15 protein-coding genes are annotated in these 12,093 nt (G+C 61.7%); 10 read left to right on the forward strand and 5 right to left on the reverse strand.

Features of this window, described 5'->3' with window-relative positions:
- The first annotated feature begins 32 nt into the window (after positions 1-32).
- A complete protein-coding gene (locus tag CYD26_RS10985) occupies positions 33-1,028 on the forward strand; it encodes an NAD(P)-dependent oxidoreductase (protein WP_065761066.1) in 996 nt (331 codons plus the stop codon).
- An 88-nt stretch (positions 1,029-1,116) separates the two neighbouring features.
- Entirely contained in the window at positions 1,117-1,938 is an 822-nt protein-coding gene (locus tag CYD26_RS10990) for an ATPase (RefSeq protein ID WP_102052615.1), read from the forward strand.
- 107 nt (positions 1,939-2,045) lie between these two features.
- Here the strand turns inward: CYD26_RS10990 and CYD26_RS10995 are convergent, their stop codons facing one another.
- The 3 genes from CYD26_RS10995 to CYD26_RS11005 are packed head-to-tail and all read right to left on the reverse strand — an operon-like array spanning position 2,046 to position 4,601.
- Positions 2,046-3,095: an alkene reductase gene (locus CYD26_RS10995; RefSeq protein ID WP_065761064.1), complete on the reverse strand. Its 1,050-nt coding sequence runs from the start codon at positions 3,093-3,095 to the stop codon at positions 2,046-2,048.
- A gap of 20 nt (positions 3,096-3,115) precedes the next feature.
- Complete coding sequence (locus CYD26_RS11000; protein WP_065761063.1) at positions 3,116-4,285, reverse strand: MFS transporter; 1,170 nt, start codon at positions 4,283-4,285, stop codon at positions 3,116-3,118.
- A gap of 13 nt (positions 4,286-4,298) precedes the next feature.
- Positions 4,299-4,601 (reverse strand): helix-turn-helix transcriptional regulator, encoded by a 303-nt coding sequence (locus tag CYD26_RS11005; RefSeq protein WP_065761062.1) that lies wholly within the window; start codon positions 4,599-4,601, stop codon positions 4,299-4,301.
- 153 nt (positions 4,602-4,754) lie between these two features.
- On the opposite strand from CYD26_RS11005, the gene CYD26_RS11010 reads away from it, so the two are divergent.
- Positions 4,755-5,330 (forward strand): ACP phosphodiesterase, encoded by a 576-nt coding sequence (locus CYD26_RS11010; RefSeq protein ID WP_065761061.1) that lies wholly within the window; start codon positions 4,755-4,757, stop codon positions 5,328-5,330.
- On the opposite strand, the gene CYD26_RS11015 is transcribed toward CYD26_RS11010, so the two are convergent.
- Positions 5,327-6,112 (reverse strand): 1-acyl-sn-glycerol-3-phosphate acyltransferase, encoded by a 786-nt coding sequence (locus CYD26_RS11015; RefSeq protein ID WP_099775691.1) that lies wholly within the window; start codon positions 6,110-6,112, stop codon positions 5,327-5,329. The genes CYD26_RS11010 and CYD26_RS11015 overlap by 4 nt on opposite strands.
- Complete coding sequence (gene olsB, locus CYD26_RS11020) at positions 6,112-6,867, reverse strand: L-ornithine N(alpha)-acyltransferase (RefSeq protein WP_065761059.1); 756 nt, start codon at positions 6,865-6,867, stop codon at positions 6,112-6,114. Before olsB ends, CYD26_RS11015 begins: the two co-directional genes overlap by 1 nt.
- 134 nt (positions 6,868-7,001) lie before the next feature.
- Between olsB and CYD26_RS11025 the strand changes: the two genes are divergently transcribed.
- The 7 genes from CYD26_RS11025 (at position 7,002) to CYD26_RS11055 (ending at position 12,086) form a co-directional block, all read left to right on the forward strand.
- Positions 7,002-7,889, forward strand: a complete 888-nt coding sequence (locus tag CYD26_RS11025; RefSeq protein ID WP_102052616.1) for an acyl-CoA dehydrogenase — start codon at positions 7,002-7,004, stop codon at positions 7,887-7,889.
- 44 nt (positions 7,890-7,933) lie between these two features.
- Positions 7,934-9,022 (forward strand): serine hydrolase, encoded by a 1,089-nt coding sequence (locus CYD26_RS11030; RefSeq protein ID WP_102052617.1) that lies wholly within the window; start codon positions 7,934-7,936, stop codon positions 9,020-9,022.
- Positions 9,019-9,315, forward strand: coding sequence for an amidase (locus tag CYD26_RS11035; protein ID WP_102052618.1), 297 nt, complete (start codon positions 9,019-9,021; stop codon positions 9,313-9,315). Before CYD26_RS11030 ends, CYD26_RS11035 begins: the two co-directional genes overlap by 4 nt.
- A gap of 45 nt (positions 9,316-9,360) precedes the next feature.
- Positions 9,361-9,942 (forward strand): YceI family protein, encoded by a 582-nt coding sequence (locus CYD26_RS11040; protein ID WP_065761055.1) that lies wholly within the window; start codon positions 9,361-9,363, stop codon positions 9,940-9,942.
- Position 9,943: 1 nt separating this feature from the next.
- The gene (locus CYD26_RS11045; RefSeq protein WP_102052619.1) at positions 9,944-11,101 is read left to right on the forward strand and encodes a phosphatidylserine/phosphatidylglycerophosphate/cardiolipin synthase family protein; all 1,158 of its coding nucleotides are present in this window, start codon (positions 9,944-9,946) and stop codon (positions 11,099-11,101) included.
- 96 nt (positions 11,102-11,197) lie between these two features.
- Positions 11,198-11,779 (forward strand): DJ-1/PfpI family protein, encoded by a 582-nt coding sequence (locus tag CYD26_RS11050; RefSeq protein ID WP_065761053.1) that lies wholly within the window; start codon positions 11,198-11,200, stop codon positions 11,777-11,779.
- A gap of 10 nt (positions 11,780-11,789) precedes the next feature.
- Positions 11,790-12,086 (forward strand): ribbon-helix-helix domain-containing protein, encoded by a 297-nt coding sequence (locus tag CYD26_RS11055; protein WP_102052620.1) that lies wholly within the window; start codon positions 11,790-11,792, stop codon positions 12,084-12,086.
- The last annotated feature ends 7 nt before the right edge of the window (positions 12,087-12,093 follow it).

The following is a 12,093-nucleotide window of genomic DNA, read 5'->3' on the forward strand; positions in this document are numbered from 1 at the left end:
AGCATCTGAGATATTTCTAAGCGGAGTGGTTCATGCGAATTCTGGTCACCGGCGCAAGCGGCTTTATTGGCGGGCGCTTTGCGCGCCATGCGCTTGAGCAAGGCCTGGATGTCAGGGTCAACGGCCGACGCGCTGAGGGTGTTGAGCACTTGGTACGTCGTGGTGCGCAGTTCATTGCTGGCGATCTGGGTGATCCTGAACTGGCCCGGCGCTTGTGCCAAGGTGTCGATGCCGTTGTGCATTGTGCGGGTGCAGTGGGGCACTGGGGGCGCTATCAAGACTTCCATCAGGGCAATGTGGTGGTCACCGAGAACGTCGTTGAAGCCTGTCTGAAGGAGCATGTCCGACGCCTGGTGCACCTGTCATCCCCGTCGATTTACTTCGATGGTCGGTCGCACATGGGGATCACCGAAGATCAGGTGCCTCGACGCTTCCATGATCATTATGCGAGTACCAAGTTTCTTGCTGAGCAAAAGGTCTTCGGGGCGCAAGAGTTTGGCCTCGAGGTACTGGCCCTGCGTCCGCGCTTTGTCACCGGTGCCGGGGACGTCAGCATTTTCCCGCGGCTGCTGCAGATGCAGCGCAAGGGGCGCCTGGCCATTGTGGGCAATGGCCTGAACAAGGTCGATTTCACCAGTGTGCAGAACCTCAACGAGGCGTTGTTCAGCGCCTTGCATGTTGGTGATGAGGCGCTGGGCAAGGCGTACAACATCAGCAACGGGCAGCCGCTGCCCATCTGGGACGTGATCAATTATGTCATGCGGCAGATGCAGGTGCCGCAGGTGACACGCTACCGCTCGTTCGGCCTGGCATACAGCCTGGCGGCGTTGAATGAAGGGGCTTGCCTGCTATGGCCTGGTCGCCCACAGCCGACCCTGTCACGCCTGGGCATGCAGGTCATGAACAAGGACTTCACGCTGGACATCAGCCGAGCCAGGCATTTGCTTGACTACCGTCCGACGGTCAGCCTTTGGACGGCGCTGGATGAATTTTGTGGTTGGTGGAAAGCACAGCACATCGGCCACTGAACCGATCGGTTCGCAGGTGGTCGATCAGTGCGGCCCTCGGGCGGTTTATACTAATGCTCATTTGCTATCACGGCGGTTGAAGGTACCCATGCGTAACGATGCCCATGACGATTTCGATGATGTCCCAAGCCTGAGGGCCGAGGCGCGTGATCACGACGACTTCACGCCGGCTGCTCAGCCGCACGCCGGTGTGCGTCAGCCTGCCCGCAAGGGCGGTGCAACAGGCCCGCTCTGGGCGTTGCTGGGGGCGTCCTTCATTACGCTTGCCGGGCTCGGCTGGTGGAGTTTCCAGCAAATCTCATTGATGGAGCAGCAGCTGGTTGCCACCCAGGAGAGTTTTGCGCGTATCAGCGAAGATGCAGCGGGGCGCCTGCAGGCGATCAGTGGCAAGGTCGCTGCCAGTGAGTCCAGCGTGACCACTGGCAGCGAAGCGCTGAAGTTGCAGATCAAGCAACTGCAGGCCAGTCTGGCTGAGCAACACAAGCAGCAGCAGGGTGTCGCCGGTCAGCAGGGTGATTTGGGCAAGCGTCTGGAGCAGGCACTGGCACAGGCCAGTGAGCAGCAGGCAGCCAATGCCCAGGTGCAAGCCCAGCTCAAGGCGGTTACGGCCGAATTGGCTGCCTTGAAGGCTGCGCAGGCCGAGTCTGACAAGCTCGATGCTCAGCTCAAGGGCTTGTCGGCTGAAGTCGCGGCGCTGAAGAAGCAAGGTAATCCAAACGCGGCGATCGAACGTTTGGAGCAAGACTTGATTGTGCTCAAGAGCGAGCAGGAACACCGCCCGGCAGCGAGTGCAGGCGCGGGGGCGTCTACGGCTGAATTCGATGCCTTCCGTGGCCAGGTGACACGGAACATCAATACGCTGCAAAGCCAGATACAGAACCTGCAGCAGCAGATCAACGCGCGGCCTTGAGGCCGCGGTTGAACGGATCATCTGCCTGCGCCCCTTGCCCTTGTGTGGGCGGTTGCCGCTGCTGGGGCGCGGGGTGCCTTGATCGCAGGCAGCTTCCGTATTGTTAACTACATCCGTGGGTAGTCGATGTACCCGACCGGGCCCTTGCCATAGAAGGTTTCCGGGTGCGGTTCATTCCACGGTGCATCGGCTTTCAGGCGCGCGGGCAGGTCCGGGTTGGCAATGAATGGAATGCCAAAGGCCACTGCATCTGCCTTGCCGTTGGCCAAGGCTGCGCTGGCAGAGGCTTTGTCAAAGCGCTCATTGACGATGTAAGGACCACCGAACGCGGCTTTGATCAACGGGCCGATGCTGTCATCAGCCTCTTTTTCCCGTGAGCAAATGAAGGCGATACCCCGTTTGCCCAGCTCGCGGGCGACATAGGTGAAGGTTTCGGCACGGTTCGCGTCGCCCATGTCATGGGCATCGGCGCGTGGCGCCAGGTGCATGCCGACACGTTCTGCCCCCCAGACCTCGATCACTGCATCGGTGACTTCCAGCATCAACCGTGCGCGGTTTTCCAGTGAGCCGCCGTACTGGTCGGTACGCTGGTTGGTGCTGCTCTGCAGGAACTGGTCGAGCAGGTAGCCATTCGCACCATGGATCTCGACGCCGTCGAAGCCTGCCGCCTTGGCATTCTCGGCACCGGTACGATAGGCCTCGATGATGTCGGCAATCTCTGCGGTCTCCAGCGCTCGAGGGGTCGGAAACTCGCTGATTGGCCGTACCAGGCTGACATGGCCTTTGGGTTGAATGGCGCTCGGTGCCACCGGTGCTTCACCATTCAGGTAGCTGGGGTGGGAAATGCGTCCTACATGCCACAGCTGCAGGAAGATCCGACCGCCGGCCGCATGCACGGCCTTGGTGATTTGGGTCCAGCCACGGACCTGATCATTGGACCAGATACCGGGGGTGTCCGGGTAGCCGACGCCCATGGGCGTCACTGAGGTGGCTTCACTGAGGATCAGCCCGGCGCTGGCCCGCTGCACGTAGTACTCCGCCATCAGCGCATTGGGTACGCGGCCTTCGTCCGCCCGGCAGCGGGTCAGCGGAGCCATGATGATACGGTTCGGCAATTGCAGATCGCCGAGGGTAATGGGGTCGAAAAGCGTCGTCATTTACGTAGACCTCGTTGCAATCAGTGGGTGGCAGGTGCCAGTTCGGCGTTGTCGCCGTTCTGGCGGAAAGTAATCAGGGTGACGATCAGGGCCATAACCGCCAGTGCGGCAGCAGCCAGCGGCACACGGGTCAGCCCCAGGCCTTGGTCGATGACCGTGCCACCGACCCAGGCGCCGAGCGCATTGCCCAGGTTGAAGGCGCCGATGTTCAGGGTCGATACCAGGTTTGGCGCGGCCTTGCCGAAGCTCACTACGTTGACCTGCAAGGCCGGTACGGCGGCGAAAGCGGCGGTGGCCCAGAGAAACAGGGTGATTTCGGCAGGGATCAAGGCGGTGCTGGTCCAGGACAGCGCCGTGCTGATCAGCGCCATGGTTGCAAACACGCCCACGAGGGTGGCCGCCAAACGGCGATCAGCCAGTTTGCCGCCCAGAACATTGCCTACGGTCAGGCCCAGGCCGATCAGCAGCAGGGTCCAGGTCACGCCTCGCGGGCTGACGCCGGTGACATCACCGAGCAGCGGTGCGACGTAGGTGAAGAGGGCAAACATCGACGCGGAGAACAGTACGGTCATCGACAGCGACAGCCAGATACCCGCACCTTTGAGCGCTGCCATTTCCGAGCGCATGTCGAGTTGTTCTTCATCATGCTTGTTGGGCAAGAAGCGGATCAGGCCAAACAAGGCGACGACACCGATCAGGGTCACGGCCCAGAAGGTCGAGCGCCAGCCCGCGACCTGGCCCAACGCTGTGCCCAGGGGCACGCCGAGGACGTTGGCCAGTGTCAGGCCGGTAAACATCAAGGCCACAGCCGACGCACGACGATTGGCCGGTACAAGGTTCGCCGCCACTACCGAGCCGATACCAAAGAACGCACCATGGCAAAGGGCGGTGACCACACGGGCGAACATCAGCACGTTGTAATCACTGGCCAGTGCGCACAGCAGGTTACCGATGATGAAAATACCCATCAGTGCAACCAGGGCTGCCTTGCGCGGCAACCTGGCGGTGGCCAGGGCCATGAACGGTGCGCCGATTGCCACGCCCAGGGCGTAGCCGGTGACCAGCCAGCCGGCGCCTGGAATCGAGACGCCCAGGTCGGCAGCGACATCGGGCAGCAGGCCCATGATGACGAATTCGGTGGTGCCGATAGCAAACGCGCTCAGCGCCAGTATCAGTAAGGGAAGCGGCATGCGAGGGTCCTTGTCAGAGCTCTTGGCTCATTTGCTTGAGGAACGCCTGAATGGTGTCCTCATTGCGTTTGAAGAAATGCCACTGCCCGATCTTCTGGCTGCTGATCAGCCCGGCGCGTTGTAGGGTTGCCAGGTGCGCCGACACGGTTGACTGCGACAAGCCGCAGCGTTGATCGATCTGCCCTGCGCAGACACCGTATTCGGTACTGTGCTGCTGATCGGGAAACTGTACGTGTGGGTCTTTCAGCCAGTTGAGGATTTCTCGCCGTACTGGGTGGGCCAGGGCTTTTATTATTTCGTCGAGATCAAGGGTCATTGTGGTGGCTCATGAGGGGTAACGGTATATCGCGATGCGGCGAAATATAAATCGGTATTTCGCGATATACAAATATGAAGAGGTTCTTAGCACTGCGTAAATCGATATATCGGGTTATAACGATATGTGCAGGCCAGGTGCTAAACTGCGCGCATGAACTACCTTGCACATCTCCATCTTGGCGGCCAGCAGCCCGAGCAATTGCTCGGCAGCCTGTATGGCGACTTCGTCAAAGGGCCGCTGGACGGTCGCTTTTCGCTGTCGCTGGAAGCGGCTATCCGTCTGCACCGACAGATCGATGTATTCACTGACAGTCACCCCGTGGTGCACGAGGCGCTGGGACGGTTTCCACGCGAGCGTCGGCGCTATGCGGGGATCATTCTTGATGTGTTCTTCGACCATTGCCTGGCCCGGGACTGGCTGGATTATGCCGATCAGCCGTTGACGCAGTTTACTCACCGGGTCTATCGGGTGCTGGCCGAGCAGCCGGTGTTGCCGGGTCGCCTGGCGCAGATAGCCCCTTACATGGCGGCTGACGACTGGCTGGGTTCATACCGTGAGTTCGCGGTGCTGGAGCGCGTGCTCAAGGGCATTTCCCGACGGCTGTCGCGCCCCGAGGGGCTCGACGGTGCCTGGGAGGAGGTGCAAGCGTTGTACGAGCCTTTGCAGGAAGACTTTCGGCTGTTCTACCCGCAGTTGCAGGCCTTCGCACAGAAAGCCCTGCGTTAAGCCGCTTTGGCCCGCCGTTGCGGCATGGCCTCTGGGGGCTGACCGTACAGCGCGCGATGCACGGCCTGCTGAGCGTTCAGGGCCAGTACGGCGCGCTCCTGATCATGGCTGGCGATGGGCTCAAGCAGGTGAATCTCGACCTCGGCGCGTTCATGGCTGAACAGGCGCAGCAGGTGCGAGAGCAGGTCATCATCGCCGATAAAGGGGGCGATGGCGTCTGCTTCGCCATTGCGCAGGTAGCGCAAGGCGACCGGTTGCACTGGCACGCCGGTATCGATGGCGCTGGCCAACAAACGGCCGTGAAACGTGCGCAGGCTGCGCCCATCGGTGGTGGTGCCTTCCGGGAATATCAGCAGGTCGCACTGTTGTTGCAGGTGCTGGCTGATCTGCTTGCGCAGCAGTTGGCTGTCGCCGCCTCCGCGACGGATGAACAGTGTGCCCGCCTTGTGCGCCAGCCAACCGGCTACAGGCCAGGTGCGTACTTCGGCCTTGGACAGGAACGCCAGTGGCGTGATCATGCCGAGCAACGGAATGTCCGTCCAAGACACATGATTACTCACCCACAGCATGGGTTGTTGCGGCAGATTGCCCACCACCGTGACCTTGAAGGGCAGGGCATTGCTCAACTGGCGCATGAACAGCTGCGACCAGCGTTGCCGGCGCTGTAGCGAGGGATTCAGGCGAAGGCGTTCGTAAAGGCTGAACAGGCTTGCCATGCTCAGCCCGAGCAGAACCACCAGCAACAGGCGCAGAACGCGTCCCTGGACGCGCAGGCGCCGCATCAGACGGCCGCCTTGAAGTGGCGAGCGTAGCGCGGGCAGAGGTTGTCGCGCTTGAGCAGGATGAACACGTCGGCGACCTGAAACGCCTCGTCCCAGCAGGGTTCGCCACAGATCTTAGCCCCCAGGCGCATATAGGCCTTGAGTAGCGGCGGCATTTCGGCGATGACATTGCCTGGCAGGGCCAGGTTCGGCAGTGGCGTTTTCGGCTCTGCGCGCAGGTGCTCGTTACACAGGTAGCGCTCGCGCAGGCGCTGCATGATGGCATGGGCCTGAACGCCACCATCCTGCATGGGAATACTGGCGCAACCCATCAGGTAGCTGTAGTTGCCTTCGTTGAGCACTTCAGCCAACTCGCTCCACAGTACGGCGATGGTGCCGCCATTGCGGTAGGCCGGGTCGACGCAGGTTCGACCCAGTTCCAGGATCGGGCCATGCAGATGGCCGAGGCCGTGCAGGCTGAATTCTTCTTCACTGTAAAAGCGGCCCAGCGTACTGGCTGCCTGATGGTCAAGCAGTCGGGTGGTGGCCACCAGGCGCCCGCTGGTCAGGTCGCGTACACCGATATGCTGACAGTGAGGGTCGTAGTCATCCATGTCCAGGCCGTGTTCTGCACCGTTTAGCTTGGCCTTGAATTCACTGCTGAACACGTTGAAGCGCAGGGCCTGTGCTTCTTGCAGGGCCTCTGGGCCGACCAGACGTTCGGCTTGCAGACGGCGTTCAGTGCTGTTGTCGCCAGAGCGAGCGATCTGAGTCATTGCGAGTCTCCATAAGCCAGCCATGGGGTTGCGGCCGGTCGACTTTGTTGTGCAAAGTCAGCCTAGGTAGACGTGGTGTCACCTCGGTGAATGATTGGTGATGCTTCTATGACAGCCTTCTAAGGAGTCCCTCAATGGTCTGGCTGGAACGACTCAACCACATGCCGTCTCAACCGCTGTTGGCGACGTTGGGTGAGACTTACAGTGTGTTGCTCGAGCGGCTTGGCACCTGCAGCCCGTTCGAGTTGGCAATCCTGGGTGGACGGTCGATGCCGACCCCGGGCTTGGCCTTCTTGCTTGGTTATCAGGCCGCGTTGCGGGTGCTCTGGCCCAGTGCACCGCAGAGCCTTGGTGCCCTGTGTGCCAGCGAGCGACGCAGTGTGCGCCCGGCCGACATGCAAACCCGGCTTGATGAACTGCGCCTGAGTGGCAGCAAGGATTTTGTCACCGCCGGGCTGGATGCCGACTGGCTGTTGGTGGCCGCCCGCAGCGAGGCCGAGGGGCAATCACCGCGCTTGAGCCTGGCCGTGGTGTACCCCGGCGAGCCAGGCGTCCGCTTGGAGCCTTTGCCAGCGCTACCGTTGATGCCAGAAGTCGGGCATGCCCGGCTGCACCTTGAGCAGGCGCTGTGCGAGCGTCTGGCCGGGGATGGCTGGGATGCCTATGTCAAACCCTTTCGCACCCTCGAAGACCTCTATGTGCTCAGCGCTCTGTGTGCCTGGCTGTATGGCGTTGGCCAGGTCAGCGGATGGCCGCAGAGCCTGCAACTACGCCTGATCAGTCTGCTTGCCGGCTGTGCCGAGGGCAGTCGGCTGTGTGCGGATACGGTGGCTTGTCACCTGCTACTGGGCGGGCTGTTTGCCCAGTTCGCGGGCTTGCGGGAGGAGATCAACCGTGCGTTGCTGGCCAGCAATGGGCAGTGGGCCAGCCTCTGGCAGCGCGATCAGGGCGTTCTTGATATCGCCAGTGCTGCACGTGCCAAGCGCCTGGCCAAGGCCTGCGCCGCTGCGGGATTGTCATAGAGCCGGAGTAGTCTGGGGCGGATCGACTGTCGTGAGGTCCGGCCATGGGCAAGGCTGTGCTGCTGATCATTGCATTGAGCGTGTTTGCGCTGGAGGGCCGTGCAGCAGAGATCTGGCCCGATTCGGACTGGGCTTCGACAAGCCCGCCGGCAGGCCCCGCATTGCAGGCTCTGGAGGCGTACGCGTTTGCGCCGCGTGGCAGTCAAGGCCGTGAGGGCGTACGCACGGATGCCTTGCTGGTCGTCCAGGACGGGCGCATCGTGTATGAGCGCTACGTGGCGCCGACGTCAGCACAGACACGCCATTTGACCTGGTCGATCAGCAAGAGCGTGCTGGCGACGGTGCTCGGCGTTGCCTACGGCCAGGGGCGTTTCAGCCTGCAAGATCCAGTGGCGCGTTATTACGCGCCGATGCAGGCTCACCCGGAGGTGCGCATTGCGGACCTGCTGCACTGGGCCAGCGGCCTTGCGTGGCAAGAGGACTATGAGTACGCGCCGCTCAATTCTTCGGTCGTGGCCATGCTCTATACCCGAGGGCGCGCGGATATGGCCGCCTACGCCGCCAGCCGGGCACGTGTTGTCGGCCCCGGTGAGCGTTTTCTCTACTCCAGCGGCGACAGTAACCTGTTGGCGGCGGCGCTGCGTGGCATGGTCGATAGTGAGGATTATGCCTGGCAAGCCCTGTTCCAGCCGTTGGGGATCACTCAGGCAACCTGGGAACGGGATGCCAGCGGTACGTTGGTCGGCTCCTCTTACCTGTACCTGAACGCCCGTGACCTGGCCCGCATTGGTTTGCTGATGTTGCGTGATGGGCGCTGGCAAGGGCAGCCGTTGCTGCCGCCTGAATGGGTGGCGTTCAACCGCCGGCCGTTTACAACGGCGAGCGCAGCGCCGGGCGAAGCAACACCCGGTGGCCACTGGTGGTTGAATACGCCCGTCGCAGGCAGCACCAGGCCCTGGCCGGATGCGCCCGCCGAGACGTTTGCCGCCTTGGGGCATTGGGGTCAGGCACTCTACGTGTTGCCCGCTCAGAAACTGGTGATCGTGCGCTACGCGGATGATCGCGATGGGCGTTATCAACATAACGAACTCCTCAAGCGGGCCCTCGCGGCCTTCGCGGGAGAACAACCATGAAACGTGTGTTACTGGTGCTGCTGATTAGTGCGTGCGCCTGGGCCGGTTGGGAGCGGGAGGCCTTGCTGGCGTTTCCTGGTGTGCTGAGTGCCTACTCTGCCAAGGAGTACTGCTCCTGCCGATACGTGATGGCATTTCCTGCCGAGTATTGCCGTGGATATGTTCAGCAGTACCTGCCATTGAGTACGCTGCGCGATGAGCCGTCCTTGCACTTGGTCAGCGCTACAGGGTTGGGGCGTAGCAATCGTGCCGCGTGGGAAGGGCCGAGGCAGGGCTGTCGCTTGCTGCCATGAGGGTGTGCAGGTAAGGTTGGCGGCTACTGTGCCTATGGATTTCACATGTTCAAATCGTCCCGTCTGTTCTTCGCTCTGCTCGCAGTATTGGCCTTGCCGGCCCAGGCTAATTGGTACCTGGACAACGAGTCGTCGCGGCTGTCGTTTATTACCAACAAGAATGGTGATGTCACCGAAGTCCATCGTTTCCTGGTGTTGCATGGCAAGGTCGATAGCAAAGGCGCGGCTGAGTTGCAGATCGAGATGGACTCGGTCAATAGCGGCATACCACTGCGTGATGAGCGCATGCGCAAAGACCTGTTCGAGGTCGCCCGTTTCCCCGATGCACTGATTCGTGCCCAGCTTGACCTGCGTCCGATCAATGACCTGGCCAATGGTGCTCAGTTGGAGTTGCGTTTGCCGGTGACGGTCAGCCTGCATGGCAAGGAGCATAGTTACAGTGCTCAACTGCTGGCGACTCGGCTTGATGAGCGGCGCTTTCAGGTGGTAACGCTTGAGCCGCTGATGCTGCGGGCTGAAGAGTTCGACCTGGCACCGGGCCTGGATGCCTTGCGCAAGGTCGCCGGGCTGCAGTCCATCAGCCTGTCGGTTCCGGTGGGCGCGGTGCTGATTTTCACGGCGCGCTGAGATGGCCGGGGCGGTCTTTCCCTGGCGTGGGGGTAACCAGTTCGAGTTACTGATCGACGGCCCCGAATTTTTCCCCCGGATGCTCACCGCCATCGTTCGTGCCCAGTATCAGGTAGACCTGGAGCTCTACCTGGTGGAGGCCGGTGCCTGCGCCGAGGCGATGGTGTCGGCGCTGGTTCAGGCTGCCGAGCGTGGTGTGCACGTACGCTGCCTGTTCGATGCTTACGGATCGTTGGCGTTTACGCTGAGCTTGCGCCAGCGGCTGCTGGCGGCCGGTGTCGAGTTACGCTTTTACAACCGGCTGAGCTGGCGCCGTGGTGTGCGCAACCTGTACCGCGATCACCGCAAGTTGCTGCTGGTGGATCAGTCTTGGGCGGTCGTCGGCGGTACGGGTGTCACGGATCAATTCTGGACCCCAGGTGAAGAGGTCAGCGAGTGGCATGAGGTCATGGTCGAGATGCGCGGGCCGCTGCTGGCGGACTGGCAGATGCTGTTCGACCGGCAGTGGCGAGCCAACTTGCGCCGCACGGCCTGGCGCCCACCGACTCATTTTGGTTTGCCACGGGTGCCTCGGGTACCGCCAGAGGGCAAAGGGCAGGGGCGTGTGGCTTATGCCGATGCCCGGCAGCACCGCGATATCCTGCAGTCGCTGGTGCGTGCACTGAACACTGGGCAGCGTCGGGTCTGGTTGGCGACACCTTATTTTCTGCCGACCTGGAAAGTGCGTCGTTCATTGCGTCGGGCAGCTTCACGGGGCGTCGATGTGCGCCTGCTATTGACGGGGCCGCGTACCGATCATCCGTCGGTGCGCTATGCCGGCCATCGCTATTACCCCCGGCTGTTGCGTGCCGGGGTGAAGATCTTTGAGTACCAGCCCTGCTTCCTGCATTTGAAAATGGTGCTGATTGACGATTGGGTGAGCATCGGCTCGTGCAATTTTGACCATTGGAACCTGCATTTCAACCTCGAAGCCAACCTTGAGGCGCTTGACCCGCCGTTGACCGCCGCAGTGGCCGCCAGCTTCGAGCGAGACTTCGCCCAGAGCACGGTCATTGACCTCGAGCATTGGCACGCCCGGCCCTGGTGGAAGCGGGTTCAGCAGCGGATGTGGGGCTGGCTGGATCGTCTGGTGGTCAACCTGTTGCATCGGCGCGACTGAACGACTGTCGCTGTAGTACCAGACTATTACCCGCCGTTGGCTGGGGAGGGCTATTGTGATGGAGAACTTTCCCCCTGTGCCCAAGGAGTCAGCGAAATGGCCGCGAAGAAAATCCTGATGCTGGTCGGCGATTACGTCGAAGATTATGAAGTGATGGTGCCCTTCCAGGCATTATCGATGGTCGGCCATACCGTGCACGCCGTGTGTCCGGGCAAGGCTGCGGGGCAGACGGTACGCACGGCAATCCATGATTTTGAGGGTGACCAGACCTATAGCGAGAAGCCGGGGCATAATTTTGCCCTGAATTTCGACTTCGCCAAGGTACGTGCCGAAGACTACGACGCACTGGTGATTCCGGGTGGGCGGGCACCGGAGTACCTGCGCCTGAATGAGCAGGTGTTGCAACTGGTCAAGGCTATCGATCAGGCGGGCAAGCCGATTGCTGCCGTCTGCCACGGCGCCCAACTGCTCGCCGCTGCGGGCGTACTGTCAGGCCGCGAGTGCAGCGCCTACCCGGCGTGTGCACCGGAAGTGCGCTTGGCGGGTGGTCAGTATGTCGACATCGAAGTGACTCAGGCCCATGTTCAGGGCAACCTGGCCACGGCGCCTGCGTGGCCGGCACACCCGGCGTGGCTGGCCGGTTTCCTGGGCTTGCTCGGCACCCGGATCACACTCTGAAGGAGGCGGTATGTGCGAGCTCTACGTGAAGGCCGATCCCATCCTGTATGAGTCGCGCAGCCGCTCTTTGCGCATTCGCGGGGTCGTGACCACGGTGCGGCTTGAGAACCAGTGTTGGGATGTGTTGCAGGAGATCGCCGAGGTCGATGGAATGACCGTCAACCAGTTGATCACGAAGTTGTATGAAGAAGTGATGGCCTACCGCGGCGAGGTCGTGAATTTCGCCTCGTTCCTGCGGGTGAGCTGCATTCGTTACCTGAGCCAGCGTCAGCTAGCGCAGCCGGTGTCGTTGCGCGTCGTGGGATAAAACACTG

Origin of the sequence: Pseudomonas sp. FFUP_PS_473 (genome assembly GCF_002858665.1) — a bacterium.
GTDB classification, from domain to species: domain Bacteria; phylum Pseudomonadota; class Gammaproteobacteria; order Pseudomonadales; family Pseudomonadaceae; genus Aquipseudomonas; species Aquipseudomonas defluvii.

Coding starts and splice junctions, on each gene's coding strand:
- CYD26_RS11055 (WP_102052620.1), top strand. CDS start 11,790: ATGTGCGAGCTCTACGTGAAGGCCGATCCCATCCTGTATGAGTCGCGC.
- CYD26_RS10985 (WP_065761066.1), top strand. CDS start 33: ATGCGAATTCTGGTCACCGGCGCAAGCGGCTTTATTGGCGGGCGCTTT.
- CYD26_RS11000 (WP_065761063.1), bottom strand. CDS start 4,285: ATGCCGCTTCCCTTACTGATACTGGCGCTGAGCGCGTTTGCTATCGGC.
- olsB (WP_065761059.1), bottom strand. CDS start 6,867: ATGACTCAGATCGCTCGCTCTGGCGACAACAGCACTGAACGCCGTCTG.
- CYD26_RS11025 (WP_102052616.1), top strand. CDS start 7,002: ATGGTCTGGCTGGAACGACTCAACCACATGCCGTCTCAACCGCTGTTG.
- CYD26_RS11010 (WP_065761061.1), top strand. CDS start 4,755: ATGAACTACCTTGCACATCTCCATCTTGGCGGCCAGCAGCCCGAGCAA.
- CYD26_RS10990 (WP_102052615.1), top strand. CDS start 1,117: ATGCGTAACGATGCCCATGACGATTTCGATGATGTCCCAAGCCTGAGG.
- CYD26_RS10995 (WP_065761064.1), bottom strand. CDS start 3,095: ATGACGACGCTTTTCGACCCCATTACCCTCGGCGATCTGCAATTGCCG.
- CYD26_RS11045 (WP_102052619.1), top strand. CDS start 9,944: ATGGCCGGGGCGGTCTTTCCCTGGCGTGGGGGTAACCAGTTCGAGTTA.
- CYD26_RS11015 (WP_099775691.1), bottom strand. CDS start 6,112: ATGCGGCGCCTGCGCGTCCAGGGACGCGTTCTGCGCCTGTTGCTGGTG.
- CYD26_RS11035 (WP_102052618.1), top strand. CDS start 9,019: ATGAAACGTGTGTTACTGGTGCTGCTGATTAGTGCGTGCGCCTGGGCC.
- CYD26_RS11040 (WP_065761055.1), top strand. CDS start 9,361: ATGTTCAAATCGTCCCGTCTGTTCTTCGCTCTGCTCGCAGTATTGGCC.
- CYD26_RS11005 (WP_065761062.1), bottom strand. CDS start 4,601: ATGACCCTTGATCTCGACGAAATAATAAAAGCCCTGGCCCACCCAGTA.
- CYD26_RS11050 (WP_065761053.1), top strand. CDS start 11,198: ATGGCCGCGAAGAAAATCCTGATGCTGGTCGGCGATTACGTCGAAGAT.
- CYD26_RS11030 (WP_102052617.1), top strand. CDS start 7,934: ATGGGCAAGGCTGTGCTGCTGATCATTGCATTGAGCGTGTTTGCGCTG.